Source organism: Mycetocola sp. Y171 (genome assembly GCF_056713165.1).
Genome location: NZ_JBWYGX010000002.1, coordinates 423740 through 448541, shown reverse-complemented (window position 1 = coordinate 448541; position 24802 = coordinate 423740). Strand labels below are relative to the sequence as shown.

Below are 24802 nucleotides of genomic sequence, written 5' to 3'. Positions count from 1 at the left end.
TGCTGGTATGGGGAGTCGAATCGGGCTTCAGCGGCGCAAGAAGGCGCGCACCGCGATGACCACGTCGTGGTGGTTCTGGAAGACGACGCCGTGTCCGGCGTCGGGGAACACCCTGATCTTTGCCGCCGGGAACACTCGGGCGAGTGAACTCGTATTCGCGACCGGAACCATCCGGTCGCTGTCGCCGTGCAGGAGGAGTACTGAACCGCCGAAAGGTGACCTGCCCGCAGGCGGCCGGAGGCCCCAGCGATGCACTGCCCTGAGCTGCGCCCGCAGCACCCCAGGCGTGACGGCGGCATCCCGGTCGGAGGTGCGCTCCCGGAGTCGGGCCAGATACTCGCGAGCAGCGTTCCTGCCGTTGGCCGTGCGGGTAAAGAAGAGTCTTACCTTCGGGTCAGTGAACCCGAGGAATGCGCGCGCGGTGCCGAGGATCATGACGCGGGTCATGTCGGCAAGCCCCGGCCCGCCAGCGGAGCCGCTGCTGGCCAGGATGAGGCGATCGACGATCGCGGGCTGCTGGGCCACGATCTCCTGGACGACCATGCCGCCCATCGAGAGGCCGAAGAGGTCGAACCGGTCAATGCCGAGCGCTCGCGTTGCAGCGATCGCGTCGCGGGCCATTTCCTCGATCGACGTGCGGACGGGACCGCCGGATCCACCGACGCCGCGGTAGCCGAGGAGGATGACGCGACGATCTATGGCAAGGCCATCGATCGTTCGCGGGTCCCAGTTGTCGAGATTCGCTCCGAGGTGATTCAGCGCGACAAGAGGGACACCATCCGGTCGGCCGACCTCACGGTAGACGACACTAGCCCCGTCGACGAGGATCGACCGTGTTGCCGCGTCACGGAACCAGCTGGCAACTGCCTGCGGTGTCATCTCGTGCCTTCCGGTCCCATTCTCAGATTTAACCGAGTAAACTCAATCATGAGTGAACTCAGTTATTTTGTCAAGGAGGTCGGATGAGTAACCAAGGAATGCCGCCGGGGCGCCGGGAACGGGCCAAACAGGACAAGCGCGATCGAATCATGATCGCCGCGCGCGAAATGTTGGCTGTCACGTCCCGGAGAGCTGACCCGAAACGCTGCCCCGCTTGCCAGGAAGAGTACGACAGGTTGAGCGCCGAAGAGAGCGCCCGTCGTGACGTCGCTCGGAAGGTCGAACAAGACGCCCGCGATGAGCGGTACCGTGAGCAGCTCCGCGCAGACCGGACGGTCGAGGAGATATACGCCGAGAAGACATCACCGCTGGACGGTGACGGCCGCGTGCTGGGAAGCATCCAGCGGGTCGCCGACGAGTTCTACCGGGACGAATCGCAGAACGCGTTCTAACTCGTCGGATGCACAATCACGTTCTCCGAGATACGGACCCAACCATCGGGGAGCTCCAAACCTGAGCTGGCCGGCGGGCGGAACCGGACTGACCCGAACCCGGTCCATCCCAGAGTGAACTCCCCTCCTCCGCTGCAACCCGAAGTGTCGCCGTCACCGTCAGGTGTCTGCATGATCAGGCAGACGCCGCCGCGGGTGTCAGGGTGGGTGGAGATGGCGAGGTAGATGTCGGAACCGTCGTGCGATCCGACGTAGCGGACAGACTCGGGGTCCACGTCATCCGGCGTCCCGCTTGGAATACTGTCGTCCTCAATCTGCGGGTCGCCCAGCTCGGTGAAGGCAGGTTGAGAGGCGGTTCCGCACCCGCTCAGAAGAAGGACGATCGTTGTGAGCGCTCCGATGCGCCACGGTGTTGAACGGGCCATGGTCCACTCCTTCGTGTTGGTTCACCGTAGCGGACCCTCCGACAGCTGGACACGACGGTCGCGCTCGCTGCACTCGCTATTCCAGGTCGTCCTCGGTAGTCGGCGGCCCGACCCCGACATAGTGGGGGCTGCGTGTGCTGCTGACCACCTCGTCCCGAGGTGCTCTAGCGTGCGTCCTTCTTTGCCTGTCGTTGAGCGCCTTGCGACTGGCTCGACGCGTCGCGTTTCATCCCGCCGGTGGTTTTCTGGTGCGAACGCGGTCGACCAGATCCGCCCGCCGAGGGGTCTTCGAAACCGGATGCCTGTGGTCCGGGTGATTTTCCGGCTCGCGCCCGTGCCAGCCGCTCATCCTTGAGTGCTTCGGCGGCGTCGTGGGCGACGCGAGCTAGTTCAGTGCTGACGATCGAAAGGGCCTCCTCGAACACGTATGCCCGTGCCCGCGCCTTGTCGGACTTGTTGGCCGCAGCCCCTCGTCCGCCCGCTTCCGACACCTTCGACGCTGCCTTCCGGCGATAGTTCGTCGTGTGTTTGTTTCGAGCGCGCCGCACCCGTTTGTGCAGAGCCAGGAGGCCGTCCTCGTCCAGTTCCGCGAGGCGGGAATCCTCCAGTTCACGGATCAGGTCGAGCTCGTCATTCTTCAACACCCACAGATATTGGTCCATCTACCGATGCTTCCACACTCGAGGCCGGAGGGATAGAGACGAAGATCCAGGTGTCCAGCGACTACCGCTTCATGAGCCCCGGCAGTTCCCAAAAGACAGCCAGACGGCGTTCCGTTGCTTCTCGGTCGGCTCAGCTCCGCCGGAGTTCATGTCCGGTTTCGCTGAATGTCAGAGGGTGAGTGTATAGTCACTCACATGACACAACGCAGCTCCATCCTCTCCACCGCCGAGACCCGCAAACCTCTCGTCGCTTCTATCGCCGTCCGTGAGTTCGCTCAGCGCGGCTTCCACGCCACGACGGTCGCGGACGTCGCCAGGGAGTCGAAGATCTCACCTGCGTACGTCTTCAAGCTGTTCCCGAGCAAGGAGCGCCTCTTCGTCGCGGCCCTCGATGACTGCTTCGAGCAGATCGTCGCGGCACTGGATGCCGGTGCCGACGCAGCTACTGATCAGAATGCCGACTCGCTGCTGTTCGCGATGGGTACCTCCTATGCGGAGCTGATCCAGGACCGCACGCTGCTCATGCTCCAAGTCCACGCCCAGTCCGTCGCAGACATCCCCGAGATCGGTGACGCGCTTCGCGCTGGACTAGAGAAAGTGACCATGTTCGCGAAGGCTCGGTCCGGCGGCAGCGATGAAGCCGTCCAGCATTTCATTGCGTACGGGCAGCTGTGCCATCTGATCGTCACTGCCCGGATCGAAGAGATTCCGGAGGCGTGGGCGACGCTCCTGTCCCGAGGCATCCGCCACCCCGCCTGAGCCCCGGCGTGCCGTTCGTCCGTAATGGCATTTCATATCCAAAAGAGTGAGTGACTAGTCACTCTCCGCACACATGTAGGGAGAACGTCGTGAAACAGATCCCATCCAACACCGCAGCAACAGAGAACAGAAGGCAGATCATGAGCGAGAACAGCACCGCAGCACCGCAGGCTCCGGCCAGCACCCATCAAATCGAAAGGAGCAGCACTATGACCACCACAGCCACAAGTCCGGCCGCTTCAGCGCCCGCATCCGCCACCCGGAGCACCCGCCGCTGGCTCGCCCTGAGTATCCTCGCTCTGGCCCAGTTCCTCGTCGTTCTCGATGCCTCCATCGTCAACATCGCCCTACCCGTCCTCGGTGCCCAGCTCGGCATGGACACCGTGGCACTGGCCTGGGTCATCACGGCGTACGTCCTGCCATTCGGCGGCCTGCTACTCCTAGGCGGCCGACTCGCGGACCGCTACGGACACCGCAAGCTCTTCCTGATCGGCACCATCGGCTTCGTTGCCGCATCTATGCTCGCCGGACTCTCCACCACCAGTGCCATGCTCCTCGGCGCCCGCGCCATCCAGGGAGCATCCGCAGCCCTCCTCGCCCCGGCAGCCCTCGCCCTCGTCACTCAGCTGTTTCCCACCGCAGCCGACCGCACGAAGGCACTCGGCATCTGGGGTGCCGTCGCCGGCATCGGCTCCGCAGCCGGCGTGCTGCTCGGCGGCGTCCTGACCGCAGCCATCGGCTGGCAGGCCGTGTTCTACGTCAACGTGCCCATCGGAATCCTCGTAGTCGCTCTCATCCCGACCCTCATCACCCGCGACCCGGCGAGCACACCTTCACGCCTCGACTACCCCGGAGCCGCCACCATCACCGGCTCCCTCGTCGCTACAGTCGGCGCGTTCAGCGCCGCCGAACAGGTCGGCTTCACCAACCCGCTCACCATCGGCCTTCTCGCTCTGGCTGTCATCCTCGGGATCTCGTTCGTGCTGATCGAGCGACGCACGGCGAACCCCCTCGTCCCCCTCACCGTCTTCCGCAACCGCAACCTCACCGTCGGCAACCTCGCCATGCTGCTCCTCGGGGCCGCTATGGTGGCGCTCTTCTTCGCACTGTCCGTCTACATGCAGGCCGTCCTGCACTACGACGCCCTCGCTGCCGGCCTCACCCAGCTCCCGCTCGCCGGTGCGCTCGTCATCGTCGCCGGTCTCGCCCCCACCGTCGTCGCCAAAGTCGGATTGAAAAGCACCCTCATCGGTTCCCTCGTGATCCTTGCCGCTGGCCTGGTCTGGCTCGCAACCGCGCCCAGCGACGCGAGCTTTGTGCTTCACATCCTCGGACCGAGCATCGTCGTTGGTGTCGGCCTCGGCGGCGCGTTCGTGACGGGAACCCAGCTCGCCGTCGACGGCACTGACGGGGGCGAGGCCGGCCTCGCGGGTGGACTCATCAACACCAGCCAGCAGATCGGCGGCGCACTGGGCCTCGCCATCCTTGCGTCAATCGCTACGGCCCGCACCGCCGCCCTGGAAGCCACGGGCATCGCAACCCCGGATGCCCTCACCTCCGGGTTCTCCTGGGTGTTCCTCGGAGCCGCCGTCTTCGCCCTCATCGGAGCCGCCATCGCGACCCGCGTACACACCACACGCCAGAGCCAGTAAACCCGACCCGGCCGACCGGGTCGGGCCCAACACCCAAGCCACACCCAATCACAGAAAACGAGAACAACCATGCCCATTCAGACGCCCACCACGACCCCTTCCACACGACCGCAGAAACTCCGCCGAGCCCACCCTGCGATCACCGTCTCCGCCTGGGCGATCCCGCTGCTGATCCTCGGTCAGTTCGCGCTCCTCGCCGTCGTACCCGTCGTCATCGCGCTCATCGCAACCCTCCGGGACGCCCGCAGCCGGGCGTTGCGATGGTGGGTGGGCACACTCGCGGCGCTCTACGCCGCACCACTCCTGATCTGGGCCCTCAACCCCGACCGGGCACAGAGCCTCAGCAAGGACATCAGCCCCATCTTCGTGGCCCTGATCGTCGCCTTCTCCACCGCTCTCATCATCAAGATCCACACCCGCCGCAAGCGCTGAACAACCAACCAAGGAGATCACCCTCATGTCAACACCCACCTCGATCAACGAGTCCGCCCCCGTCGTCGTCCGTCACAGCATCACCATCGACGCACCCCTCCAGCGGGTCTGGGAACTCCACACCAACGTGGACCGATGGACCAGCTGGCAGCACGACATCACAGACACGAACGGCCCCTCGCCCATCGCCGTCGGTGACTCATTCACCTGGACGAGTTTCGGGTTCACCGTCACCTCCACTGTCTACGCCGTCGACTCGAGCACACGTGTCCTCTGGGGCGGCGAAGCCGGCGGCATCATGGGTATCCACGAATGGACATTCGAGACAACGCCAGCCGGAACGCTCGTGTCCACCGCCGAGTCATTCGCCGGCACACCCGTCAACGACGCCCGCGACGAACTCGGGGCTCAGCTCGACTTCTCACTCACCTCATGGCTCGAGAAACTCAAGGCAGCGGGTGAAGCGAACGAGGCTCAGGCGTTCGACGCATCCGAGCCGGTCTAGTCCGGAGCTACCCAGTCTGGCCTCCCGGAACTGCACTGGACACGGTAACGCCAATCTCGGAACGCTCACTACCCGCCCCGGAGAAAGGGGCGGTAGTGAGCGTTGAAGCTCCAGCGAGGCGCAGCGGCTGCGCGTAGTTTGCGTTCCGCAAGACGACAAAGCCGCCGATCCGCTAGGTTTCAGTTGTGTCGCATCGGCTTGGAGACGAACGGGGATGCAGTGGATCTGGATGTAGCCGGGGTTGGACAGGCGGCGGGCACAGGGGCCGTACCTCCGAAAGCGACCATTGATGAGCTCCTTATCGCAGCTTTCAACCGAGCTGAGGCTCACCATGAAGGTGTCGTCGCGGATTACATTCCGGTCCTGGCGCAGGCCGACCCTGATGCGTTCGGCCTGTGCATCGCCGATGTCGACGGTGGCCTTCATGAACTGGGCGACACCCGCACCCGGTTCTCCATTCAGTCCATATCGAAGGCGTTCGTCTACGCCCTCGTCTGCGAGGAGTTCGGCCACGAGAAGGTCCTCGACGTCGTCGGGGTGAACAACACCGGGCTCGCGTTCAATTCTGTTGTCGCAATCGAACTCAACGATGGCCACCCGATGAACCCGATGGTGAACGCCGGCGCTCTAGCCACCACGGCTCTCATGCCCGGAGACACGGCAGAACAGAAATGGGCTGCCATTCTCGCCGGCTTGTCCGCATTCGCCGGACGACCTCTCGATGTCGACGAGGTCGTCTACCGCTCGGAGGCGGCAACCAATCAGCGCAACCGGGCGATCGCGCGCCTGCTCGAGAGCTACGGACGGATCACTAACGACCCGGTCGAGGTGGTCGACGTCTACACTCGCCAGTGCGCCATCTCGGTCGACGCCCGCGACCTGGCCGTGATGGCAGCGACCCTCGGTGACGGCGGCGTGAACCCCGTCACCGGAACGCGCGTGGTCTCCGCCGAAGTCGCCCGCGACACCTTGGCGGTCCTCGCGGCGAACGGGCTGTACGAACGCTCTGGTGAATGGCTTTTCGAGATCGGGCTGCCCGGCAAGTCTGGAGTCGCTGGCGGTCTCGTGACGGTCGCACCCGGAAAGGTCGGCATCGGCTCCTACGCGCCGCGCCTGGACTCCGCCGGAAACAGCATCCGAGGCCAGATCGCCGCCGCGTACCTGTCCAGAACTCTCGGCCTGAACGTGTTCGCATCCGATTCCCACTTCACGTCGGCGAAGCCGGCGTTCCGCAGCAACGAGGAGACACGATGACATCCGTCACAACCCGGCCGGAGCACCGCACCTCCTGGGTTCCGATGATCGGCCTCTTCCTGGCGCAGATCCTGATGTCGTACAACGTATCCGCCCTCCCTGTGTCACTCGGCGGCATGGTCGACGAATTCGGGGTACCACCCACCGACGTCAGCACGGCGATCGTCACCTACGGACTCGTCGTCGCCGCTCTCGTGATGGTCGGCGCGAAGATTGGTCAGCGTATCGGCTGGATCGTCGTGTTCCGCGTCGTGGTTGCGCTGTTCGCTGTCTCCGCCGTCACTATGATCTTCGCCCCCTCCGTCGGGTGGGTCATTTTCGCTCAGGCCCTTGCCGGTGCTTCCGCCGCCATCATCGTGCCGTCGCTGGTCGCCCTCATCGCCGAGAACTACCGCGGCGCCCAGCAGGCGACCGCCATCGGTTCCCTCGGCTCGGCACGCGCCCTCGCCGGCGTCAGCGCCTTCCTCATCGGCGGCACCCTCGCCACCCTCGTCGGCTGGCGCCAAGTGTTCGTCGTCGTCCTGCTCCTCGCGATCGCGGTGTTCATCCTCAGCTTCTGGCTCCGCTCCGACAAGGGCAACCCCGACGTCAAGATCGATGTCGTCGCCGCGATCCTTATCGGTGCCGGAATCGTGATGCTGACCCTTGGGGTCAACAACCTCAACTCCTGGGGCCTGTTGCAAGCGACATCCGGTGCCCCATTCGACATCGCCGGAATCTCCCCCGCACCGGTCCTCATCGTGCTCGGCGTCGTGTTCGTGCAGCTGTTCTTCCTCTGGACCCGCCGCCGCACGAAGGCCGGCAATGTCCCTCTGGTGAGCCTGTCTGTGTTCGGTTCCTCGCGGGAACGAGCCGCGGTCTACGCCATGTTCATCGTCGTGTTCATGGAAGCCGCACTGAACTTCACCGTGCCGCTCTACATCCAGATCGTGCAGGGACGCACACCGTTCGACACGTCCCTGGCGATGCTCCCGTTCAACCTCACCGTCTTCGTCACCGCGACTTTGGTCGTGCGGTTCTACAAGAAGTTCACGCCGCGCACCATCGGCATGTTCTCCTTCGGGCTCACGACCATCGCGTTGATCTGGCTGTCGTTCGTCGTGACCAACAACTGGGAGACCATCCCGACGATCCTCGGCCTGGTCGTCTTCGGCATCGGCCAGGGCGCCCTCGTCACCCTCGTCTTCAACGTTCTCGTCACAGCATCACCGAAAGAGCTCGCCGGCGACGTCGGCTCCGTCCGCGGCACCACTCAGAACCTCGCGTCGGCCGTCGGAACAGCCGTGGCAGGTGCCCTCCTCGTCGGCATCCTCACTGCGAATGTCGTCAGCGCACTCGCCGGCAACGTCGACCTTCCCCCGTCCCTGGTATCCCAGGTGGACTTGGACAGCACGAACTTCGTCAGCAACGACCGGCTCAAGGACGTGCTCTCCGAGACCGATGCCTCCCCGGCGCAGGTCGACGCGGCTGTTGCACTGAACGAGGATGCCCGCCTCAGCGCCCTGCGCACCGGCTTGCTCGTGCTCGCTGGTGTCAGCGCCCTCGCGATCGTACCCGCCAGCCGGCTCCCGAAGTATCGACCGCAGGAGATCCCGGAATCGGTGGCCACCGGAGAACGCGCTAGCGCCAGTCGCTGACGGGGGAAACCGGTGACGGGGATGCGTGAACGCGAGCAGGCGGAGCAGCGCAGCCTCCGTCTGTCGATCGTGTTCTCGATGGCGCTGGCCGTCGTCGCGTTGCTCGTGGGCATGTTCTCCGGGACCCGCATCATCATCTTCGACGGCGCTTACATGCTCATCGGGCTCATCTTGTCGTGGGCGTCATTGCGGGCGTCGTCCGCCGTAGCTGCGGGACCGACAACCCGGTTTCCGTTCGGGCGGGATGCCCTCGCCCCGTTCGTCGTAGCGATCCAAGGCGTCGCCATCGCGGGGACCCTGCTGTATGCCGCTGGGGACGCCGTCGTGATCATCCGCGACGGAGGCACCGAGGTGAATCCGGTCGTCATCGTGGCATACGGTGCTGTCACGGCGGCCGTCGGAACGTTTGTGGCCTGGTGGTTGCCGCGCACGGCCCGCGGATCGGACCTCGTCGCGGCTGAATCCGCCCAGTGGCGTGCAGGCGCGGTGCTCAGCGTCGTCATGACCGTAGGTGCAATCGCCGCCATTCTTATCGAGCTGACTGACCTTCGAGAGGTTGTGCAGTACGTCGACCCGGTGCTTGTCCTCATCTCCTGTGTGATCCTCGCCCCCATCCCGATCCGGTTGATTCGCTCGGGGTTGAACGAACTGCTCGAAGGAGCTCCTCCCCGCGCGATGACCGAGGAGATCGCCCGCGTCGTCGGACTCGTCCGGGACCGGTTCGAGCTCGGTGAACCCATTATTCGTTCCAGCAAAGTCGGACGAAAGCTGTACGTCGAGGTGGACTTCGTGGTCGCGGCGTCCCAGTGGGACGTGAGCGATGAGGACGACGTACGGCATGCGGTCATCGACGGACTGGCCCACGTGGGTCTGGAGGTGTGGGCCACCGTGGCTTTGACGACGGACCCTGGGCTCATCGACTGAGACCTATCGCGGATCCACCCCAAGCTGGCATGCTGAGTGCATCGCGTCGACTGGTTCGGGGGCTCAGTGGTCAAGATCGCAAAGCATCACGAGGGCCGAGTCGTTGGTGTGGTCGCGTTGGCTGGCTGCGCCTTGATGCTCTCAGCATGCTTCCCGTCGCCTTCGCCTGACCCGACTGGGGAGCCGGACGACTCGCGGCTGCCGCAGGTCGCTGACCCGCTCCCCCTTTCCGACCTTGCAGCGTTCAGCGGTGTCGCACGCCTGAACATGGGATCCAACTGCACCGGCACATTCATCGACACCGGGGCCGCAGACGCTCCCGCCTACATCCTGACGAACGGGCACTGCACCGGCGACATCGGCCGCAGTTCCCAGGGCGTCACCGTCGGCGAGGAGTGGTTCGGTCCCGCTGACTTCTTCGCCGCCGCAGGAAGCGACGCCGTCGTACCCGTCGAGGCGGAGGTGCTCGAGTACTCGACGATGCGTGGTCGAGACATCGCCATCGTCCGACTTGACAGCACCCTCGGCGAACTCGAACAGCTGGGCGTCCAGCCTGTCCCGATCGCTGAGGAGGAGCCGGACACCGGAGAGTCCGTGGTGAACATTGGCGTTCCTGTGCAGGAACTCGACCCGGAAGACTGGGTGCTCCGACGGGGTGAATGCACCCTCGGCGAGCAGCACACCCTCATCGAGTCGTCCTGGCTGTGGTCCGGGGCATGGTCGAACGACTGCCCCGGCATCATCCAGGGGTCGTCCGGGTCACCGCTCCTCACCGTCGACGACACCGGGGCGCCCACCTCTATCGTGTCGGTGATCAACACGACCTCCTGGGGTGTGACAGCCGCCGACGGCGGCGCGTGCTCCATCAACCGTCCCTGCCAAGTGACGCCGGATGGCGCCGAAATGGTTGAGGAAACCAGCTACGGCGTCTCCGTTGCCGGTGTCAACCGGTGCTTCAACACTGCCGGTGTGTTCACGCTGGGCGGTGAATGCCCGCTCGAAACGTCGTCAGTGTGGGCGACCCGTGGAGGTGGCAGCTTCCGTGGCGGCCAGGTCGCGAACGCGGTCGGCCAGGTCCCGGAAGTGTCGCTTGCTGGCACGGACTCCGGAACCGCGCGCACGGCGCTCGTCCCACTGGATGACGGAGCCGCGTGCCTCTCGCCGGACACCTATACGTCGGCGCAGGATGTCGCATTCCGTGCTGCTGGCGAGCCGTGGGAGGACGGCACTATCGTCCCGGTCACCCTTCCTGAAAAGGAAGGACATTACGTGTTCTGCGCCGTTGTCGGCGACGACTACGCCGGCGCAGCCTCCGTCCTCTTCGACGTCGATCGAACACCGCCGATCTTCGCGGCCGACGCCACGGTCGAACCCGTCGGTGAAGGGGCGATGCTGGTGCGCCCGCATCTGAACCCGCCCGAGATCTCAACCGTGCGTTTCACCTGGGGTGACCCGGATGACATTGACTGCGACGAGACGGCCGCGTTCCAAGACCTGTTCATCGCTCCGCTTACCATTCTGGATGAGGACCTGCCCGCGACGTACTGTGTGTACGGCATGGACGCGGCAGGTAACCCGACCCCGGTGAAGAAGATCGACATCCCACGCGAGCGGTGACCCACAGGGGCGGCCGGGTTGCCCCAGGGAGACAGGTTCGTAGCCTCCGGCGGCATGGTCATCCCGCCACACTAGCTTCAGGTCTCACCACTTCCCTAGCCCCGGCAGTCCCCCGGACACAGTCCAGACGCTCCGCTTCTTCTTGCTGGCGTTCCGCTGCTTCTCGGACGGTTCGACTCCGCCGGAGCACCAACGCCCGGTGGTCGGTTTCTGGTGTGCAGCGAGACGGTCAGGTTTACCGCCGACGGTGCGACCGCAGACCGGGCATTCGATCCCGGCCTTCTTCGGCTTCACAGTGGCCGGTTTCTTCTTGGCGGCCGCGGCTGCATTCTGCGCCTTCTGCACCGCGCGCTTCCGGGCCCGTTCGTCGGCGGCGGCCTGCTTCTGCTCCGGGGTCATCTGCGGCCCCCGTGATCCCGCTGAATGAGCGGTCCGAGTGAAGGTGCACGGTGCGCCGTCGACCAGGTGCTCGCGGACGTAACCGCCACGGATGACGGTGACCTCCTGATGGCAGGTCGGACACGGAATGAGAACAGGCATGGTCTCAGTCTGCCGACGGCGTCTGACGAAATGGAGATCGGCTCACCCGGTGTGGACCGACGCTCAGAGAGGAGCCTTGGGTCACAGCGTCGGACGGAACATCAGGTTCTCCGAGATCAGGATCCAACCCTCGTCGAGCTCTGACTCGACGATGGGCTCCCTCTCGTAGCGGGCTGTTCCCCAGGTTGGCCAGGTGCTCCTGATCTGCCCGTCGCCGCAGGCCGCGGCATCTCCGACGTCAGCATTGTCTGCTGAAACCAGGATGCAGACCCCGGCGTCCATGTTCGGGTTGCCGTACTTCGCGAGGTAGAACGATGCTCCGTCGTACTCGCCGACGAGCCTGACCGAGTCCTCTTCGATGTCGAGTCCATCCCCGAGACCGATGGGAAGGAGGTCCTCGTCGGTTGACGGGTCTGACAGCTCCGCGTATGCGGGCGCGTCGACCGCCGCACATCCGCTCAACATGAGAGCCATCACGGTGAGCGCTCCGATGCGCCACGGGGCTGAACGGGTCACAGCGATTCCTTCGCCCACCTGCCCGCACCGTGTGGCCCCCGAACGCACGATCAATTCACCCGCCGTATTCGGCCATGATGGTGACCGGCGTCCCGTTGTCGTCACACACCTGGGTGGTGATGTCCGACGCAGCCATAAACGGCTTGTTCGCGAGGAGGGTGTCGGCAGTCGCGTAGTCACCCGCGAGCGCTTGGGTCAGGGCTGGCACCTGCTGACCTATCAGTCCGCTCGGGTTGTCGCTGAGCTCCGTTAAGTCCGTCCGGGTCTGCTCAAGGATCGCCAGCCAGTCGTCGGCATCGATGTCGCCAACCTTGAGACCTTCGCTGGCGTTGAAGAGCGAGGTTTGAATTGTCGAGAGAACCTCGCAGTCAGCGGCTTTGATGGGATCCGGGACCGTTTTGGTCCGGACGAACGATCCAGTCAGAGCGAATGTTGCGTCTTCGTCGAACAACGTTGCCGTGAGCCTGAGATTCTTGGTGTGCGTTACTGGAACGATGTAGGTTCGTGCCCCGCCACAAGGTCCGTGACGATCTCCCGCCATCTGCCCGCCGAAGCCGATCAGGAAAACGCCGCTTGTGCAAGCGAACTCGACCTGGAGCGAATTCGCCCCCTTGGGTACTGTGACACTCTCGACGAGCTCCCCTCCACCGCTGAGAGCCACGACTGGCCACGAGCTGTCCGTGCCACTCCCGACTGCGGCGGCAGGTGTTCCTGTTGCATTCGGGGTCTGCTTCGCCGCGCAGCCCGATACCGAGAACAGAACGCCAGCCGACAAAACTGCCACCGCTGACAAAACAGCCTTCGATCGACGCACGTTTCCCCCAGTCACCCACCCTTTCCGGGTGCGTGCTCAAGCTAGCAGCCAGACCGTCCGCGGTCCAGAGCACCGGACTTCCCGTCCGATAGCACTGACCCTTGCGTGGCTTGTGATCGCAGGCGCCCCTCCACGCCTACCAGGCCGGCTCCTCGAACCCGTAGGTGCCGAGCACGATCGAATCGCCGTTCGCTTCCACTCCGGTGACCCACACGCCCATCCAGCGGATGTCACTGAGCTGCCCCCGATCCTTGAGGATCTGGATGTACGTCGGCACCTCGGTTCCCGGGCCCGGTTCACTCACCCACGGGCTCGATCCTTCCGGCACTGGAAGGCCGGCCGGGATCCTGACCTCGAAGTCGACGATTTCATAGTTGCCGAGAAGTCCGGGCTTCTGAGTTGACGTTTCGACGATGGAACCCTCAGGGAAGTCGACGTCCGTCGCCGATTCGATTTCGGACAGCGGAATCTGCACGCAGGTCGGGCCGTAGCACGGGATCCTGCCCAAATGACCGAGCGCCTGAGACAAGGCCCACTGTGACGAGACGTGGACGAGCAGGATCAGAACGATCACGCTCACAACGACGGCGACCAAGATCTGTGTGACGGTACGGCGAACGGGCGCATCCTCAATCTCCATGCCCGCGGCGGCCGCTGCGAGCTCGTCGACGTTCGTCGGCAAAGCTGGCGCCTTCGACCCGGCACGAAGGATCATCCTGTTCCGCATGACGGGACCGGATGATCTCGGCACTTCGTCAACATAGCGGTGCGGGTGAGCCTCCCTACGCGACGGTTCCGGTTCCATCTACGACCGCCACGGTTCGAGCATGCAGAGGTTGAACAGCCGATCGTATGGTGTGAGGTCGTCCCAGCGTTCTTTCTGCTTGACGGCCGCCTCCCATGACCCGCTCGCTTCGAAGACGTCCTGCGGTGGGACGAGTGCGCTGGTCGCCATGCTCTCGCCCGTGCTGGCCTTCGCCGCTTCGATACGTTCGGCGATGTCAGGGTTGCTGCACAACTCGCGCTCACCCGTGTCGAGTTCAACGGTGATGAGGGCCAGGTCCTCGGCGGAGATCGCCGGTGTTGACGAAGCGGCGCCGTCGACACCTGGTGCTGCGGTCGATGGAACCGTGCAGGCCGTCGTTCCGAGGAGTACGGCGAGTGCGACCGCCGCCATCGACGCACGCGGACGTCGTTGACCTTTGTCCACTGACCCTGTCATTCCACTGCGCCAGATCGTCAAACGGTTCATGCCCACTCCATCGTGTTGATTCGAGGTCGATCAGCCAGCCCAGTAGAAGATCTGTCCGCACCACGGACCCTGCTCGTCGAACGGGCCACAGACGATACGCTGCGACTCGAACCACGCCATGATCGCGAACGCCGGGAGGTAGACGAGAAGGACCGCGAGGACGAGGAACACCGCCACGGTGACCGAGAACCGAACAACGGACCGCCGGGCGGGTTCGTCGTCGAACTCCCCCGTCCCCGCGACGATCAGGACGTCCAGGTCATCAGGCTGATCATCCGCAATGACGTCCGCATGGCGGCTCGCCCGGTCCCGCGGCGGGAGTGCGTGCGGCTGCGTCATGCTGTCCATCCTCCGTGTGAGCACGCGAGCCGGTCATGACCAGCGACCTTCTCGACGGTGAAGGCAGACTCTCTGCCTTGCAGCAGAAACCCGGCCGCCATCACGAGCACCACCAAGATGACTCCCCCGACGCCGGAGATGATGAGGGCACGTCTGTTCCGGGGCATCAGCGGGTCCAGCGCGTAGGCGTAGGTGAAGATCAGGCCGCCGATGCCCAGCCCCGCCGGGATGAGAGCCAAGACGTACCCGGCGCCCGCCTCCCCTTGGTCGTACATCTGACTTTCGACGAACTTGCCATCGATCAGAACGAGACCCGTCAGCGAAAACATGAAGATCGCAACAAGGCCGAAGAACAGCACGACGATGGACATTGCGACCACAGCCACCCATGACGTTCCGCCCTTCGGTTTCCTCGCCTGCGGCATCGTCATGTCGTCACCATACCGGGTGGCTCAGACCCTCCGGGTAACGGTTCCGAGATCTTGCTGGCCGAACGTCGGATCCTCCAGCTAGGTTGAAGCCAGCGCCGGAACCACCCGGTCACGTGCGCAATCGAGGCCTTGAGGCTCGACCGCCCGTGAGGAGACGATCCGTGCCGACCCGTTCAACGATCAGCCGCGCTGTGCTGGCAGCTGCGATTGTCATGCTCGCCTTGTCAGGGTGCAGCCCGGTCACCGCGGCACCGACCCCAACGTCGACCCAGGCGGCGAAGCCCGCGAAACAGGCAGGCCCACAGTGCCAGGAGATCTCCCCGTCGCTCCTGACCGCACTGAAGGACCTCGTGGCCGCGAAAGGGATGGACGCCACGCTGACCGTCGGCGCCGCCCTGTTCGACGAGGAATCAGGTTTCACTCACGTGGCGGGAAACGTGGACATCACCGACCCGGCCCAGGAAGACGTCGCCGCCATCTGGGCAACCCTCGGTGACGTCACCGCAGACCCGTTCGAAGGCAAGATCTGGTCCACCAACGACGGCGGTGCCCAGATGTACTCGGATGCCCCGGTGACGAATGAGGCGAACCTCGACCCCACTCGCGTGCCGGTGCTGGGGTGCTTGCACAAGGCGATGAGCGGCTAGGCACTCGAGGATTCGCGGTCCCGAGCGGGATCTATGACGTCCAGAAGTCGTGCTTCGGCGGATGGCTCAGCACCCGCAACAGGTTTATCCCGTTGCCCAGCGTGATGACGCCCACCAGCAGGTTGACAGCGTGCCGCCAGAATGACCCGTCGATAACCATCAGAGCGATCGCAGCTCCGATTATGAGAGTGCCGGCCCAGCACGAGACCACAGCGATCACCCGCAGCCGGCGTTTGGCTTTGGCAGCATCGACGGACGTATTCGGCGGCCAAGTTTTGTCCGTCCACGACTTCCTCAACGTCCAGACAGCACCGACGGCGAAGAGGATCGAGGCGCCGACGATGAGGACTGCGCCGAGGATGCCTGCCCAACCGTACTGAAACAGGGTGCCGCCGAAGATGGCCAGGCCGATGGCGGCGATCATGACGAGGATGCCTGTGAGGCGGGGGCTCATGACTCACGCTCCTGAGTCTCGCACTTGCGACGGATGGCCGCCCAGATGAAGAAGGTCGCCGCCGCGATCGCTCCCCAGATTGCGAGGGGAAGGAACGGGATAAGGACGCCGAAGATGGCGAGCACCCCATTCAAGCAACCCATGACAAAGAGGTACCTTGCCGAGTCGGGCTGCCTCTTCGTCATGGCCTCTGTCTAGCAGACCGGCAGGATGGGTGCACTGGGGTCGAAACCCGGTCGGTGGCCGCCGGGTGTTGTACCGCTGGCCCTCAAGGGCTACAGCCCGTATGGCTCGTATGTCTTGAGCCGTCCCCACCGAAGCCACCCTGGTTGCGGAACGAGCAGCGTGAGACAGCCTTCGAGGTTGACCGTCGTTTCGGGGGTGCCGTCGGCGAGCTCAACCGTCACTGCCGACCGACCAAGTGCACTTCGCTCGGTAACCCTGCCAGCGATCGCTCCTTCGAGGAGCTTCTTCGCCAAGTCGATGTCGTCGTCGTCATAGCCGAGTTCCCAATTGTCACCGCCGATCCGGATGTGAAGGAACTGTTCCGCGAGGATTCCGATAGGGCATGCCTGCGGGTTGTAGGGAACCACGTCGAGTGCGCGAATCACTTCGTTGGGCGACCAGCGTTTGAGCTTCGCCACTCCGCCGACGAGCGGAAACAGGAAACGTTCGAACTCATTGACCGCCAGTTCGAATTCGGGGTACATCGGGTCGGCCGCAGTCTCATCGGGCATCCGGTCAATCACCCCACCCGAAGCGTTCCCACGCGTCGTCCCGTTGCGCACCGGTGAGGAATTCGATTCGCAGCTGGACGGGTTCGTCGTCCTCTTCAGTACCTGTCGGCTCGTGGTCGATCTCGAGCATCCAAGGGGCCACCGGCCAGAGGTCCACTTCTACCTCACCCGGTCCTGAGGCCGTGAAGGACCAGTCGTTGACGCGTTCGTCTGGACCACCCGGGCGAAGCCAGTCCATCGACTCGAGGATGTAGAACGGCTCAGAGAACCGGCTCCACCAGAGTGCGCCGCTGGTTCGTGTCGCGGTCATGCGCAACCGGAAGGAGACGTATCCCACAGGCACGCCGTCGTGAAGGAGGCGTCCGACGGTGTTGTCGAATACGACGAGGTGCGCGGGGACGACATGACCGTCCGGCCGACGGGGCTTCCAGGGCACGGCCGTACCTCTCTTGATGGATGGGTGAATCGGGGTTCAGTGATCAGCACATGCGGCGCGGAATTCTACGACCGCAACCGACGAGCCTATGTGGGCTTGGCGGTCAAGCGCAGCCCACAAACGGGGCGCTCCGTCCTGACGTCCTCGCCTTCCCGGTCGGTGGCCGCCGGTATCATCAGCCCCATGCCCCTTCACTCCCGCGTCTGGTCCGCGCTCACGACGATGCCCCGCCGCGAGCTCTTCTGGACGATCCTCGGGGTCGCCGGTTTCCTCGGCCACGTGTTCTGGGGGACCCTCCACTTTCTAGGCAGTCAAGACTTTTGGCTGCTCATGTGGGTCATGCTCGGTTCGTTCGCGTGCTGGCTCATCGCCTCCATCGATTACGGGGTCTACAGAGTGGCCCAGGAGCACCGCAGGTGGAAGCGGAGGAATGATCCCAAGCCCGTCGGCGGGGAACGCACGCAAGCGCGACGGCTGCTGGCTGAGGGCGGCGACGCAGCCTAGAACGAGTCGTCGCTGAAGTCGGCGGCCACCCCTACGCTGACCGCATGACTAAGACGATCGTCGCCATCACCCGCGACTGGCGAGCGAACCATGGCCTCGGGGAGCGCATCCTCCGGGAGCTGTCTGGGCGCGGGGTCCCAACGCTGTACCACTTCGGCGAGTACGGCGCGAGACCAGACCAGTACGGTCGCAACTGGTACGCCGAGACGATCGAGAACCTCTGCGCAAAGTACGGTGTCGAGATCCGGGTCGCGCCGAGCGAGGCCGACAAGCTCTCGTGGGAGATGTCCCGGCTGATCGAAGACGCCGGAGACGAACCACAGCCAGTCATTCCCGTATTCGGTGAGCACCAGCTGATGCTCACGTCCGGACAGCTGGACCCGGCGATGACCGCGACGCTCGCTCGTCTGGCGGAGCGGTCACGGCTCGGGATCGTGAACCTCGGTGCGCGCCGCCTCCGGCCGCGCTGGGTCGACCTCATCGTCTGACCCGGCCGGGGGTAGCCGCAACCGCCCTCACCTCGCGCGCCGCCCCGGTGCCGACGATCTTCCCGCGGTAGCGGAAGAGCACCGGCGCCCTCGTTCCTCGGTCGCCTCGTCCCTGCGTCGCTGGCGCTCCCTCGAACCTTCCGTCCTTCCGGCGTTCTGCGATGGACGATCCCGCTAGGAGCGGGGCCACTGCCGACGCTGGCTCCTACAGAAACCGTGGTCCCCGCCGGAGGTTACGCGTGCCCCTGGCGCAGGACCTCGACTTCCCGCTCCAGCAGCCGGATCCGCTTCCATAAAATCCCTGCTGTCTTTGCTCGGCAAGGGGTCCGTCTGCTCCTCGTCGGCCTGGTCGGCTGGTGGGTCCTTTGCACCGGGTTGGGCAGGCGATTCCTGAACCGCCGGGACTACTCTGAGGCATGAATAGTCGAGTACAGACCTGGCACGACAAGCACAAAGCATCCCTGACTCGGGGCGAGCGGGCCGCCGATGTCATGCGCAACGGCATGGGGAGCTGGCCCTTCGTGGGAAGCTTCATCGGTTTCATGCTGATTTGGGCCGCCATCAATACCTGGCTGCTGGCGAAGAACGCTTGGGACCCGTATCCCTATATTCTCTTGAACCTCTTGCTTTCCATGCTGGCCGGGCTCCAAGGCGCCATCCTGCTTATCGCTGCCAAGCGCCAGGACGCGATCGCCGCGGCGAAGGCGCAGGACGACTACGAGACCAATGTGAGAGCAGAAGCAGAGATCAAACTTTTGATGAAGGTCAACAACCAGCAACTGGAACTCCTGCACGAGCTAAAAAGCCTCGCGACCGCGGGAGGCCCGGGTGTGGACCGGAGCCCGGGTGCCTGACTCACCCTTTACCCTCCAATATGCGTGTCGGCAGTTCAGATGGACGGCGACGGAGTTCTAGCGGTTGGACTGCCCTAGCCGCAGGGTGGTGTCCGGGGTCCGATTTACGGGCGGATCGGGTCAAGGGCGGCACGGCTCAACGGGGCTTGAGTTATGCGATCAGGATTCGGTGCTGGAAACGGGGCTCCCTTTCACCGAGCTCGAGGAAGGTCTTACGCACTCGTGCGATCAATCGTCACCACTGAGGGTTCCCGCTGAGGGTTCCTCGTCCGCACCTCGTACTTGTGGCTGCCGTCTCTGCCCGGGATACTGGGCGGATGCTGTCGTCGAAGACTCGTGTGATCGCCTGGTGCATCGCTGCCGCTGCGGTGATCGCTGGCTGGGCGGTTCTCGCGAACCTCGCGGTCCGGCTAAACGCCTACGGCGAGTTCATGGACCAGGTCAGCGGAAACTCATACTCGTTGCCGGACGAGACGTTAGCGCTCGTTACCGGGATTGGCCTGATACTCACCGGTGTGATCCTCGGGTTTGTTCTGGTTGTGCGAGCGCACCGGTACGTCGCCGCGAGCGAGTAAGCGCTCCCGATGATCCGAGTCGCGTAGAGCGTTACTTGGAAATCGCCACGATTCGTTAGTGTGACGTAATTGGGCACCGGGGGAACCATGCAGAAATCAACAGCCGCTGTCACCTTCGTGGCGGGTCTGGTCATCTTCCTGGCCGTGTTGCTCTTCAACTACTGGACGGGGCTCCGAAACCCGGACTTCTTCTGCCAGGTCGTAGCTCCGTACCCGCCAGAGGCTCTGCCCGAAGGTGAGATCACTGGCGAACCGTCCCTTGTCCCACTGGGCATCACATGCCAATTCCCGGCGCGCGCAGGTGGGTACATTTCCGTGCAGCCTACCCGGACAGCAACGGTCATCGCAGCGAGCGGGATCGCGTTGATGATCACCGGAGTCGTTCTCTTTGTGCGCAGTCGTTCCAGCAAGATCTGATGCAGTAGGGGTTCCGCCAGCGCGGCCCGGTGGGTGCCGCTACGGGACTGCGAAGGACATAAGCTATGCCCCACAATGACGGACAGCGATGAGCGGGCTCGATACGTACCGATTCGACCAGAGTCGGCCCGTACCGTGCCCGCTCATCGTCTGCCGTTCGACATTTCGAACCTGTCAGTGACCGGTCTGGTGATCATTTGCGAACTCGATGACCCGTCCCCAGAAAACCTCAGGCCTTCCATGAGCATGAAGATGACTCAGTATTTCCGGCTGTCGGACGAATCGATGATTCGTCTCGATATGGATCGCGGAGTGTCCGCGTCCAAGCTGGGGCGGCTCGTCGAGCCCGTTTCTTGGAAGCGACCCGCGGCCGATGTGATCTCAGAAGTTCTCGACCTGGTGCAAGCAGATGCACCTGAACCCAGTTCATTTGCGTGGGAACAATACGCGGAGGCCGCACGGTTGCGGGGAATTTCGGTTGACGCCGAGGCGCTGCGCGACCTCCCACACACGGTGCTGCTGTCGGATGAGGTCGCCGCGATCTACGAACTCTGATCGACACGTCTCACGGCGTGCCAGCTCGGCTGGGTCTTCGATCGGCCAGACATGAACGCCAGCAAATAGTTGCCGTTGAGGGTTCCGTTTGAGGTGCGGTCCAGCGTTGCAAGGGCAGACCCTTGTCACCGACGATGTCATCGTCTCCGATGCGGTGGTCTCGGCGGCCGCGGACGTTGGGATGGATTGACCCTGTCTATGTCGTCGTGGGTGATGGTAATAGTCAGCGGGAGCTCGGTGACCAGGTTTATGGATGGTATCGCCGCGTGTACGAGGTGCTGACCTACGCCGGCGTCTATGACTCTATTCGCGGGAATATCGACGTGGACGCGAGCATATTCGCCGGGATCGAGAATGTATGCCGGACTCTGCCCGCCGACATACGCGTACATGTACCCCTCTGGCATTTCTACATCGCCACTCGCCGCGACCAGCATGCCGACCGTGTGAAAGTCGTCCACCGGGGTGGCGGTCCAACGCTCGGTTGACGTGTTGAGCACGTCGATGAACAAATGATCCACTGACGCGTCCGCCGCTGCTTCTGGCCACCTCAGCTTCAGACTCGCGCGGCGTTCTTCCCGGGATGGGAGGCGTGAAACGGGGCCGTGAAAGGAGAAGTTCCACTGGTCGTCATGCTTTGTCAGCTGGCCCAAAAACCAGTGCCCGGCCTGGAGCGGAGCACCAAGCATTATCCGGTCCTCTCGGTCAAGTGAGGTCGGCAGGACCCGCCATCCCGAGTGCGGAGCTCCTGAGCCTGCAAACTCAGAAGGCACGTCCAGCTGCCGAGGATCTAGAAAGCTTCGTAAAGGCTCGCCGTCGCCGTCCAAGGCGGTAATCGAAACTTCCACCGGGCCCAACTGCGCCATGCGCTCACTGTTCATGACTCCACCGTCCCACACCGCTGCTCCGTGGCTCCACCCAAAGTGGCTGACATAGACACCAAAGGGCGTGGGTCTCCGTAACCTGTCCCGCTGAGCGTTCCCCGAACGAGTGAGTCCCATGTTGGTGACGTTAGCAGGACCTCTTGCTTGCCGGTGTCCCAGTTGGGCCGAACGCACTAGAGCGTCCGCCCCGGTTCCTTTGGAGGGCGTCGCCCGCGACCGATATGCCGAACGACCCTCCGCTCCATGCCATCGTGCAGGAGCGGAGAGTTTTGTCGTGGGTACGTCGATCCGGTCAATCCGCCACAGGACCATCGCGGGTCCACCGACGTACGCGCAACGGTGGCAGCTCATCCTCGGGAACGTCTGTGGCCACGATGGCAGCGATCGGCGTGGCAGAGATGTAGCCGGTCAGGCCCTCGTTCGCCAGGATCACACGAAAGTGCTTACCGATCGCATCGGAGTACAGCCGGTGAATTTCGACGAAGTTCGCGCCGAAGGGCTCGGGTTCCTCGTCTTCACCGGGAAGCACCCGCATCCGAAAGTTCACCAAGTCGAGGTCCACTCGGGTGCCGCAGGGCGTTTCAAAGGTGATCCGCATCAGTAGCACCGTTTTCATGCGCTCATCCTCTCGTGCGCCAGTGACGCTCACTCAGTCGAAGCTGATGTCGCCGTCGGCGTCGTAGTTCATGAAGTCCTCACGCATCCATACCGGGAGGGGCGGTTCACGTCGGCCCGCGGAGGGCTGGAAGAGCCGCAGGCTCGTGAGCTGTTCAGAGACCAAGTACTCACCGACGTAGGTGATCAGACGAAGCTCTTCGCCTACAGCCACCGTTTGAACCCAGCCGATCTCCAGGCGCTCCGCCGTGACGCCTTTGCTGGCAACGATCGCTACGAACGGCCAGCGTCCGAAATCGATGTCCCATCGACGGCGGGCCTCGTCGGTCGCAATGAAGCGCCCAGGGTTCAGGGGCGGCAACGTGCCGTACGAAACGTACATGGACCCCTCCCTTCTTGTCTCTCGGTCTATGGGCGGCAACCGACTTTCGATGCGCATTGCCAAGTTTCCTTCGACGACTGCGCAAAAGACTTGAGGTGCCGCGCATGAACTGGGTAGAAGCCCGAACCGGGGCTTCATCCTCACCAACGCTGGGCAGTGAAGGTGAGGATGAAACCCCGGTTATCTGGGTCCACCGACCGTAAACAGAGCTCATGACCTACCCGACCCCGACCACTCGAAGTAAGCACCGCCGGCTCCCCCGCCGCCTTCTGGACGCTCCCCCGATCCCAGAGAAGGGCGCACCGGTGAACATGATGGTCACGATCAGCGGGACGGGCCTCTGGCGCGTGACGAGCCGGTTCGTGTCCCCGGAGAACTCGCTTACCTACCGGGCGTCCTCCCGCGGTACCGACATTCGAGCGGTCACACAGCGACACCTCGAGCGCCTGGGCCTCGTCGAGCCGGCCGTGTCGGACGCTGGGCAGAAGCTCCTGCGAGCACACCCGCGCAAATCCTGGCTCAAGCCGCGCATGGACAGAGTGTGGGAAGGCGCTGCGCTGGCTCTGACTACGAGATGCGGGCCCGGCATGGCACCGCATCACCGGGTAACAACTTCGCGGGCACGCGAAGTTGTCACCCGGTCTCACCTCGCGTGCATAGAGAAATTCGAGAGGCATCCCGCCTCACCGAAGGAGCAAAACCGATTGAGCAAGACAGCACCCGCCCGCCCCACGGCGCCGGCAACCCAGATCACCGCCCTCGCCCCCGAACCGTTGTGGACCGTCGAAGGGACTGCTGAGTACTTCGGCATCACCCCCGGCGGGCTCCGGAACATGCTGACGCAGGACCGGTTCCCCATCCGTCCCGTACGTATCGGCCGCAACGTCCGGTTCCGCGGTGAGGACGTCCGCTCGTTCATCGACAACCAGCTGGTTGTCTCATGAAGGGCCGGCCCCCGCTGAACCTCGGCCAGCACGGGAAGATCAGCACCAAGAAACTCCCAACCGGCAAGTGGAGGGCGACTACGTCCTACCGTCACCCGAGCACCGGCGACTTCTCCGTCATCACCCGGAGCGCCCCGACCGAGTACAAGGCCCGTGTGGCCCTCCAGGAAGCCCTGGCTGTCGCAGGCGGCGTCAACCAGAGAGACGGTTCGATGACCGTCGAGGAGCTGTGCGGAATCTTCGCGGGACAGATGACGCAAGCCATCCAGACCCGCTCCCGGTACCGCTCGACGATCAAGAACACCATCACCCCGAAGATCGGTCTGCTCCGGCTGAGGGAGCTCACCAAGCCGAGGTTCGTCGGATTCATGAAGGAGGTCCCTACCGCCAGTGAGAAGCGGACGGCGCGCGCTGTCCTCAACGGCGCGATGCAGCTGGCGATGGAGAAGGGCTGGGCGGGGCAGAACCCGACAGTGGACTCCGGCATCCGGATCGACGACAGCGGGAAGAAGCAGACCCGCGCCCTCAGCTTCGAAGGCGTGCAGGAGGTTCTCGACCTCATCACCATCCACGCCAAAAAGGAGCGGGGCGGTGGACCGAAAACCAGGAAGCTCCACGAGGACCTCGGAGAACTCCTCCTCATCCAGCTGGCCGCCAACGGTCTCCGGCCCGGAGAGGCCGCCGCGATCCGCGCGCAGGATGTGGACCTCGAGAATGGGACCGTATTCGTCCACGCAACGGTTGTCTATCAGGAGACAGAGAAGGATGAGGAGGGGAACGTCGTCGTCCCGGGCGGGTACATCGTCCAAGAGAACACGAAGCCCAAGGACCTCGTCACCGTCCGGCTGCCGGACTACGCGCTGGATATCCTCCGCCGCCGGATGGAGAAGCCCGGTGAGGGTGGGCTCCTCTTCCACACGGGCCAATGGAAGGGCTCCCCTGGGAAGCCGCTGAATCTGAACAACACCAGAAGGACCATGAGGGAGGCGCTCGCAGACACTGAATTCGCCTGTGTGACTCCCCACTCCGCGCGCCGGACGATCGGAACCCTCGCATACCGGGACCCGCAGTTCGGTCTCGACGGCGCCCAGGCGCTCCTCCGCCACAAGCACCGGGCAACCACCGAAATCAGCTACGTCGAGAAGAACAACGTGGCCCCGGACGCCCGGTCCATCACTGAGAGGTTCGCCCGGTAGCCCGACAACCAAAAGCCCCGCTGG

At 64.1% G+C, this 24802-nt stretch carries 35 protein-coding genes; 18 read left to right on the top strand and 17 right to left on the bottom strand.

Going from position 1 to position 24802, the window contains the following annotated elements; translation table 11 throughout:
- Positions 1 to 27: 27 nt before the first annotated feature.
- Positions 28 to 879, bottom strand: a complete 852-nt coding sequence (locus tag AC1M2K_RS11850) for an alpha/beta fold hydrolase (RefSeq protein ID WP_480241138.1) — start codon at positions 877 to 879, stop codon at positions 28 to 30.
- A 236-nt stretch (positions 880 to 1115) separates the two neighbouring features.
- Between AC1M2K_RS11850 and AC1M2K_RS11845 the strand changes: the two genes are divergently transcribed.
- A complete protein-coding gene (locus AC1M2K_RS11845) occupies positions 1116 to 1331 on the top strand; it encodes a hypothetical protein (RefSeq protein ID WP_480241137.1) in 216 nt (71 codons plus the stop codon).
- Here AC1M2K_RS11845 and AC1M2K_RS11840 read toward each other — a convergent pair.
- Positions 1328 to 1756: a hypothetical protein gene (locus tag AC1M2K_RS11840; protein WP_480241136.1), complete on the bottom strand. Its 429-nt coding sequence runs from the start codon at positions 1754 to 1756 to the stop codon at positions 1328 to 1330. The genes AC1M2K_RS11845 and AC1M2K_RS11840 overlap by 4 nt on opposite strands.
- A 164-nt stretch (positions 1757 to 1920) precedes the next feature.
- Positions 1921 to 2418, bottom strand: a complete 498-nt coding sequence (locus AC1M2K_RS11835) for a hypothetical protein (protein WP_480241135.1) — start codon at positions 2416 to 2418, stop codon at positions 1921 to 1923.
- Positions 2419 to 2613: 195 nt separating this feature from the next.
- Here AC1M2K_RS11835 and AC1M2K_RS11830 point away from each other — a divergent pair, with 195 nt between their 5' ends.
- The 8 genes from AC1M2K_RS11830 (at position 2614) to AC1M2K_RS11795 (ending at position 11198) form a co-directional block, all read left to right on the top strand.
- On the top strand, positions 2614 to 3177 hold the full coding sequence (locus AC1M2K_RS11830; RefSeq protein WP_480241134.1) for a TetR/AcrR family transcriptional regulator: 564 nt from the start codon (positions 2614 to 2616) through the stop codon (positions 3175 to 3177).
- Positions 3178 to 3386: 209 nt separating this feature from the next.
- Complete coding sequence (locus tag AC1M2K_RS11825) at positions 3387 to 4829, top strand: DHA2 family efflux MFS transporter permease subunit (RefSeq protein WP_480241133.1); 1443 nt, start codon at positions 3387 to 3389, stop codon at positions 4827 to 4829.
- Between the two features lie 69 nt (positions 4830 to 4898).
- The gene (locus tag AC1M2K_RS11820) at positions 4899 to 5261 is read left to right on the top strand and encodes a hypothetical protein (RefSeq protein ID WP_480241132.1); all 363 of its coding nucleotides are present in this window, start codon (positions 4899 to 4901) and stop codon (positions 5259 to 5261) included.
- 25 nt (positions 5262 to 5286) lie between these two features.
- Positions 5287 to 5766: an SRPBCC family protein gene (locus AC1M2K_RS11815; RefSeq protein WP_480241131.1), complete on the top strand. Its 480-nt coding sequence runs from the start codon at positions 5287 to 5289 to the stop codon at positions 5764 to 5766.
- 225 nt (positions 5767 to 5991) lie between these two features.
- Positions 5992 to 7020 carry a glutaminase A gene (gene glsA, locus AC1M2K_RS11810; RefSeq protein ID WP_480241735.1) on the top strand — a complete coding sequence of 343 codons (1029 nt, stop codon included), beginning with the start codon at positions 5992 to 5994 and terminating at the stop codon, positions 7018 to 7020.
- Positions 7017 to 8657, top strand: a complete 1641-nt coding sequence (locus AC1M2K_RS11805; protein ID WP_480241130.1) for an MFS transporter — start codon at positions 7017 to 7019, stop codon at positions 8655 to 8657. The genes glsA and AC1M2K_RS11805 overlap by 4 nt, the downstream gene beginning before the upstream one ends.
- 21 nt (positions 8658 to 8678) lie before the next feature.
- Positions 8679 to 9581 (top strand): cation diffusion facilitator family transporter, encoded by a 903-nt coding sequence (locus AC1M2K_RS11800; RefSeq protein WP_480241129.1) that lies wholly within the window; start codon positions 8679 to 8681, stop codon positions 9579 to 9581.
- Positions 9582 to 9716: 135 nt separating this feature from the next.
- Positions 9717 to 11198, top strand: coding sequence for a trypsin-like serine peptidase (locus tag AC1M2K_RS11795; RefSeq protein WP_480241734.1), 1482 nt, complete (start codon positions 9717 to 9719; stop codon positions 11196 to 11198).
- A gap of 84 nt (positions 11199 to 11282) precedes the next feature.
- Here AC1M2K_RS11795 and AC1M2K_RS11790 read toward each other — a convergent pair whose 3' ends face one another.
- The 7 genes from AC1M2K_RS11790 to AC1M2K_RS11760 all read right to left on the bottom strand — a co-directional run bounded on the left by AC1M2K_RS11790 (position 11283) and on the right by AC1M2K_RS11760 (position 15090).
- Positions 11283 to 11738 (bottom strand): hypothetical protein, encoded by a 456-nt coding sequence (locus tag AC1M2K_RS11790; protein WP_480241128.1) that lies wholly within the window; start codon positions 11736 to 11738, stop codon positions 11283 to 11285.
- An 81-nt stretch (positions 11739 to 11819) separates the two neighbouring features.
- A complete protein-coding gene (locus tag AC1M2K_RS11785; protein ID WP_480241127.1) occupies positions 11820 to 12254 on the bottom strand; it encodes a hypothetical protein in 435 nt (144 codons plus the stop codon).
- Between the two features lie 55 nt (positions 12255 to 12309).
- Complete coding sequence (locus AC1M2K_RS11780; RefSeq protein WP_480241126.1) at positions 12310 to 12915, bottom strand: hypothetical protein; 606 nt, start codon at positions 12913 to 12915, stop codon at positions 12310 to 12312.
- A gap of 289 nt (positions 12916 to 13204) precedes the next feature.
- Positions 13205 to 13795, bottom strand: a complete 591-nt coding sequence (locus AC1M2K_RS11775; RefSeq protein WP_480241125.1) for a hypothetical protein — start codon at positions 13793 to 13795, stop codon at positions 13205 to 13207.
- Between the two features lie 78 nt (positions 13796 to 13873).
- Entirely contained in the window at positions 13874 to 14320 is a 447-nt protein-coding gene (locus AC1M2K_RS11770; protein WP_480241124.1) for a hypothetical protein, read from the bottom strand.
- Positions 14321 to 14350: 30 nt separating this feature from the next.
- A complete protein-coding gene (locus AC1M2K_RS11765; protein WP_480241123.1) occupies positions 14351 to 14659 on the bottom strand; it encodes a hypothetical protein in 309 nt (102 codons plus the stop codon).
- Complete coding sequence (locus AC1M2K_RS11760) at positions 14656 to 15090, bottom strand: hypothetical protein (protein WP_480241122.1); 435 nt, start codon at positions 15088 to 15090, stop codon at positions 14656 to 14658. Before AC1M2K_RS11760 ends, AC1M2K_RS11765 begins: the two co-directional genes overlap by 4 nt.
- Before the next feature lie 161 nt (positions 15091 to 15251).
- Here AC1M2K_RS11760 and AC1M2K_RS11755 point away from each other — a divergent pair, with 161 nt between their 5' ends.
- Positions 15252 to 15737 carry a hypothetical protein gene (locus AC1M2K_RS11755; RefSeq protein WP_480241121.1) on the top strand — a complete coding sequence of 162 codons (486 nt, stop codon included), beginning with the start codon at positions 15252 to 15254 and terminating at the stop codon, positions 15735 to 15737.
- Between the two features lie 31 nt (positions 15738 to 15768).
- Here the strand turns inward: AC1M2K_RS11755 and AC1M2K_RS11750 are convergent, their stop codons facing one another.
- The 4 genes from AC1M2K_RS11750 to AC1M2K_RS11735 form a co-directional block, all read right to left on the bottom strand.
- Positions 15769 to 16191, bottom strand: coding sequence for a hypothetical protein (locus AC1M2K_RS11750; protein ID WP_480241120.1), 423 nt, complete (start codon positions 16189 to 16191; stop codon positions 15769 to 15771).
- Positions 16188 to 16376: a hypothetical protein gene (locus AC1M2K_RS11745; protein ID WP_480241119.1), complete on the bottom strand. Its 189-nt coding sequence runs from the start codon at positions 16374 to 16376 to the stop codon at positions 16188 to 16190. The genes AC1M2K_RS11750 and AC1M2K_RS11745 overlap by 4 nt, the downstream gene beginning before the upstream one ends.
- Before the next feature lie 90 nt (positions 16377 to 16466).
- Positions 16467 to 16928 (bottom strand): hypothetical protein, encoded by a 462-nt coding sequence (locus tag AC1M2K_RS11740; RefSeq protein WP_480241118.1) that lies wholly within the window; start codon positions 16926 to 16928, stop codon positions 16467 to 16469.
- Between the two features lie 4 nt (positions 16929 to 16932).
- Positions 16933 to 17364 carry a hypothetical protein gene (locus AC1M2K_RS11735; protein WP_480241117.1) on the bottom strand — a complete coding sequence of 144 codons (432 nt, stop codon included), beginning with the start codon at positions 17362 to 17364 and terminating at the stop codon, positions 16933 to 16935.
- Between the two features lie 183 nt (positions 17365 to 17547).
- Between AC1M2K_RS11735 and AC1M2K_RS11730 the strand changes: the two genes are divergently transcribed.
- From AC1M2K_RS11730 to AC1M2K_RS11705, 6 genes are all read left to right on the top strand, one after another.
- Positions 17548 to 17868, top strand: coding sequence for a hypothetical protein (locus AC1M2K_RS11730; RefSeq protein ID WP_480241116.1), 321 nt, complete (start codon positions 17548 to 17550; stop codon positions 17866 to 17868).
- A 44-nt stretch (positions 17869 to 17912) separates the two neighbouring features.
- Entirely contained in the window at positions 17913 to 18356 is a 444-nt protein-coding gene (locus tag AC1M2K_RS11725; RefSeq protein WP_480241115.1) for a hypothetical protein, read from the top strand.
- Between the two features lie 416 nt (positions 18357 to 18772).
- Positions 18773 to 19210: a DUF1003 domain-containing protein gene (locus tag AC1M2K_RS11720; protein WP_480241114.1), complete on the top strand. Its 438-nt coding sequence runs from the start codon at positions 18773 to 18775 to the stop codon at positions 19208 to 19210.
- Between the two features lie 317 nt (positions 19211 to 19527).
- Positions 19528 to 19785 (top strand): hypothetical protein, encoded by a 258-nt coding sequence (locus AC1M2K_RS11715; RefSeq protein WP_480241113.1) that lies wholly within the window; start codon positions 19528 to 19530, stop codon positions 19783 to 19785.
- An 87-nt stretch (positions 19786 to 19872) separates the two neighbouring features.
- Positions 19873 to 20202, top strand: a complete 330-nt coding sequence (locus AC1M2K_RS11710) for a hypothetical protein (RefSeq protein WP_480241112.1) — start codon at positions 19873 to 19875, stop codon at positions 20200 to 20202.
- 75 nt (positions 20203 to 20277) lie between these two features.
- Entirely contained in the window at positions 20278 to 20757 is a 480-nt protein-coding gene (locus AC1M2K_RS11705; protein WP_480241111.1) for a hypothetical protein, read from the top strand.
- A 137-nt stretch (positions 20758 to 20894) separates the two neighbouring features.
- On the opposite strand, the gene AC1M2K_RS11700 is transcribed toward AC1M2K_RS11705, so the two are convergent.
- From AC1M2K_RS11700 to AC1M2K_RS11690, 3 genes are all read right to left on the bottom strand, one after another.
- On the bottom strand, positions 20895 to 21623 hold the full coding sequence (locus AC1M2K_RS11700) for a hypothetical protein (RefSeq protein ID WP_480241110.1): 729 nt from the start codon (positions 21621 to 21623) through the stop codon (positions 20895 to 20897).
- A gap of 310 nt (positions 21624 to 21933) precedes the next feature.
- Positions 21934 to 22290 carry a hypothetical protein gene (locus AC1M2K_RS11695; protein ID WP_480241109.1) on the bottom strand — a complete coding sequence of 119 codons (357 nt, stop codon included), beginning with the start codon at positions 22288 to 22290 and terminating at the stop codon, positions 21934 to 21936.
- Complete coding sequence (locus AC1M2K_RS11690; RefSeq protein WP_480241108.1) at positions 22291 to 22638, bottom strand: hypothetical protein; 348 nt, start codon at positions 22636 to 22638, stop codon at positions 22291 to 22293.
- Positions 22639 to 23342: 704 nt separating this feature from the next.
- On the opposite strand from AC1M2K_RS11690, the gene AC1M2K_RS11685 reads away from it, so the two are divergent.
- On the top strand, positions 23343 to 23582 hold the full coding sequence (locus AC1M2K_RS11685; protein ID WP_480241107.1) for a helix-turn-helix domain-containing protein: 240 nt from the start codon (positions 23343 to 23345) through the stop codon (positions 23580 to 23582).
- Positions 23583 to 23794: 212 nt separating this feature from the next.
- Positions 23795 to 24778 (top strand): tyrosine-type recombinase/integrase, encoded by a 984-nt coding sequence (locus AC1M2K_RS11680; RefSeq protein WP_480241106.1) that lies wholly within the window; start codon positions 23795 to 23797, stop codon positions 24776 to 24778.
- Positions 24779 to 24802: the final 24 nt, after the last annotated feature.

What these genes read in the sequence shown, in the direction of transcription:
- AC1M2K_RS11850 (WP_480241138.1), bottom strand. Translation starts at nt 879, where the DNA reads ATGACACCGCAGGCAGTTGCCAGCTGGTTCCGTGACGCGGCAACACGG.
- AC1M2K_RS11840 (WP_480241136.1), bottom strand. Translation starts at nt 1,756, where the DNA reads ATGGCCCGTTCAACACCGTGGCGCATCGGAGCGCTCACAACGATCGTC.
- AC1M2K_RS11835 (WP_480241135.1), bottom strand. Translation starts at nt 2,418, where the DNA reads ATGGACCAATATCTGTGGGTGTTGAAGAATGACGAGCTCGACCTGATC.
- AC1M2K_RS11830 (WP_480241134.1), top strand. Translation starts at nt 2,614, where the DNA reads ATGACACAACGCAGCTCCATCCTCTCCACCGCCGAGACCCGCAAACCT.
- AC1M2K_RS11825 (WP_480241133.1), top strand. Translation starts at nt 3,387, where the DNA reads ATGACCACCACAGCCACAAGTCCGGCCGCTTCAGCGCCCGCATCCGCC.
- AC1M2K_RS11820 (WP_480241132.1), top strand. Translation starts at nt 4,899, where the DNA reads ATGCCCATTCAGACGCCCACCACGACCCCTTCCACACGACCGCAGAAA.
- AC1M2K_RS11815 (WP_480241131.1), top strand. Translation starts at nt 5,287, where the DNA reads ATGTCAACACCCACCTCGATCAACGAGTCCGCCCCCGTCGTCGTCCGT.
- AC1M2K_RS11805 (WP_480241130.1), top strand. Translation starts at nt 7,017, where the DNA reads ATGACATCCGTCACAACCCGGCCGGAGCACCGCACCTCCTGGGTTCCG.
- AC1M2K_RS11800 (WP_480241129.1), top strand. Translation starts at nt 8,679, where the DNA reads ATGCGTGAACGCGAGCAGGCGGAGCAGCGCAGCCTCCGTCTGTCGATC.
- AC1M2K_RS11795 (WP_480241734.1), top strand. Translation starts at nt 9,717, where the DNA reads ATGCTCTCAGCATGCTTCCCGTCGCCTTCGCCTGACCCGACTGGGGAG.
- AC1M2K_RS11790 (WP_480241128.1), bottom strand. Translation starts at nt 11,738, where the DNA reads ATGCCTGTTCTCATTCCGTGTCCGACCTGCCATCAGGAGGTCACCGTC.
- AC1M2K_RS11775 (WP_480241125.1), bottom strand. Translation starts at nt 13,795, where the DNA reads ATGCGGAACAGGATGATCCTTCGTGCCGGGTCGAAGGCGCCAGCTTTG.
- AC1M2K_RS11770 (WP_480241124.1), bottom strand. Translation starts at nt 14,320, where the DNA reads ATGAACCGTTTGACGATCTGGCGCAGTGGAATGACAGGGTCAGTGGAC.
- AC1M2K_RS11765 (WP_480241123.1), bottom strand. Translation starts at nt 14,659, where the DNA reads ATGACGCAGCCGCACGCACTCCCGCCGCGGGACCGGGCGAGCCGCCAT.
- AC1M2K_RS11760 (WP_480241122.1), bottom strand. Translation starts at nt 15,090, where the DNA reads ATGACGATGCCGCAGGCGAGGAAACCGAAGGGCGGAACGTCATGGGTG.
- AC1M2K_RS11750 (WP_480241120.1), bottom strand. Translation starts at nt 16,191, where the DNA reads ATGAGCCCCCGCCTCACAGGCATCCTCGTCATGATCGCCGCCATCGGC.
- AC1M2K_RS11745 (WP_480241119.1), bottom strand. Translation starts at nt 16,376, where the DNA reads ATGACGAAGAGGCAGCCCGACTCGGCAAGGTACCTCTTTGTCATGGGT.
- AC1M2K_RS11740 (WP_480241118.1), bottom strand. Translation starts at nt 16,928, where the DNA reads ATGCCCGATGAGACTGCGGCCGACCCGATGTACCCCGAATTCGAACTG.
- AC1M2K_RS11730 (WP_480241116.1), top strand. Translation starts at nt 17,548, where the DNA reads ATGCCCCTTCACTCCCGCGTCTGGTCCGCGCTCACGACGATGCCCCGC.
- AC1M2K_RS11725 (WP_480241115.1), top strand. Translation starts at nt 17,913, where the DNA reads ATGACTAAGACGATCGTCGCCATCACCCGCGACTGGCGAGCGAACCAT.
- AC1M2K_RS11720 (WP_480241114.1), top strand. Translation starts at nt 18,773, where the DNA reads ATGAATAGTCGAGTACAGACCTGGCACGACAAGCACAAAGCATCCCTG.
- AC1M2K_RS11715 (WP_480241113.1), top strand. Translation starts at nt 19,528, where the DNA reads ATGCTGTCGTCGAAGACTCGTGTGATCGCCTGGTGCATCGCTGCCGCT.
- AC1M2K_RS11710 (WP_480241112.1), top strand. Translation starts at nt 19,873, where the DNA reads ATGCAGAAATCAACAGCCGCTGTCACCTTCGTGGCGGGTCTGGTCATC.
- AC1M2K_RS11705 (WP_480241111.1), top strand. Translation starts at nt 20,278, where the DNA reads ATGACGGACAGCGATGAGCGGGCTCGATACGTACCGATTCGACCAGAG.
- AC1M2K_RS11700 (WP_480241110.1), bottom strand. Translation starts at nt 21,623, where the DNA reads ATGGCGCAGTTGGGCCCGGTGGAAGTTTCGATTACCGCCTTGGACGGC.
- AC1M2K_RS11690 (WP_480241108.1), bottom strand. Translation starts at nt 22,638, where the DNA reads ATGTACGTTTCGTACGGCACGTTGCCGCCCCTGAACCCTGGGCGCTTC.
- AC1M2K_RS11680 (WP_480241106.1), top strand. Translation starts at nt 23,795, where the DNA reads ATGACCGTCGAGGAGCTGTGCGGAATCTTCGCGGGACAGATGACGCAA.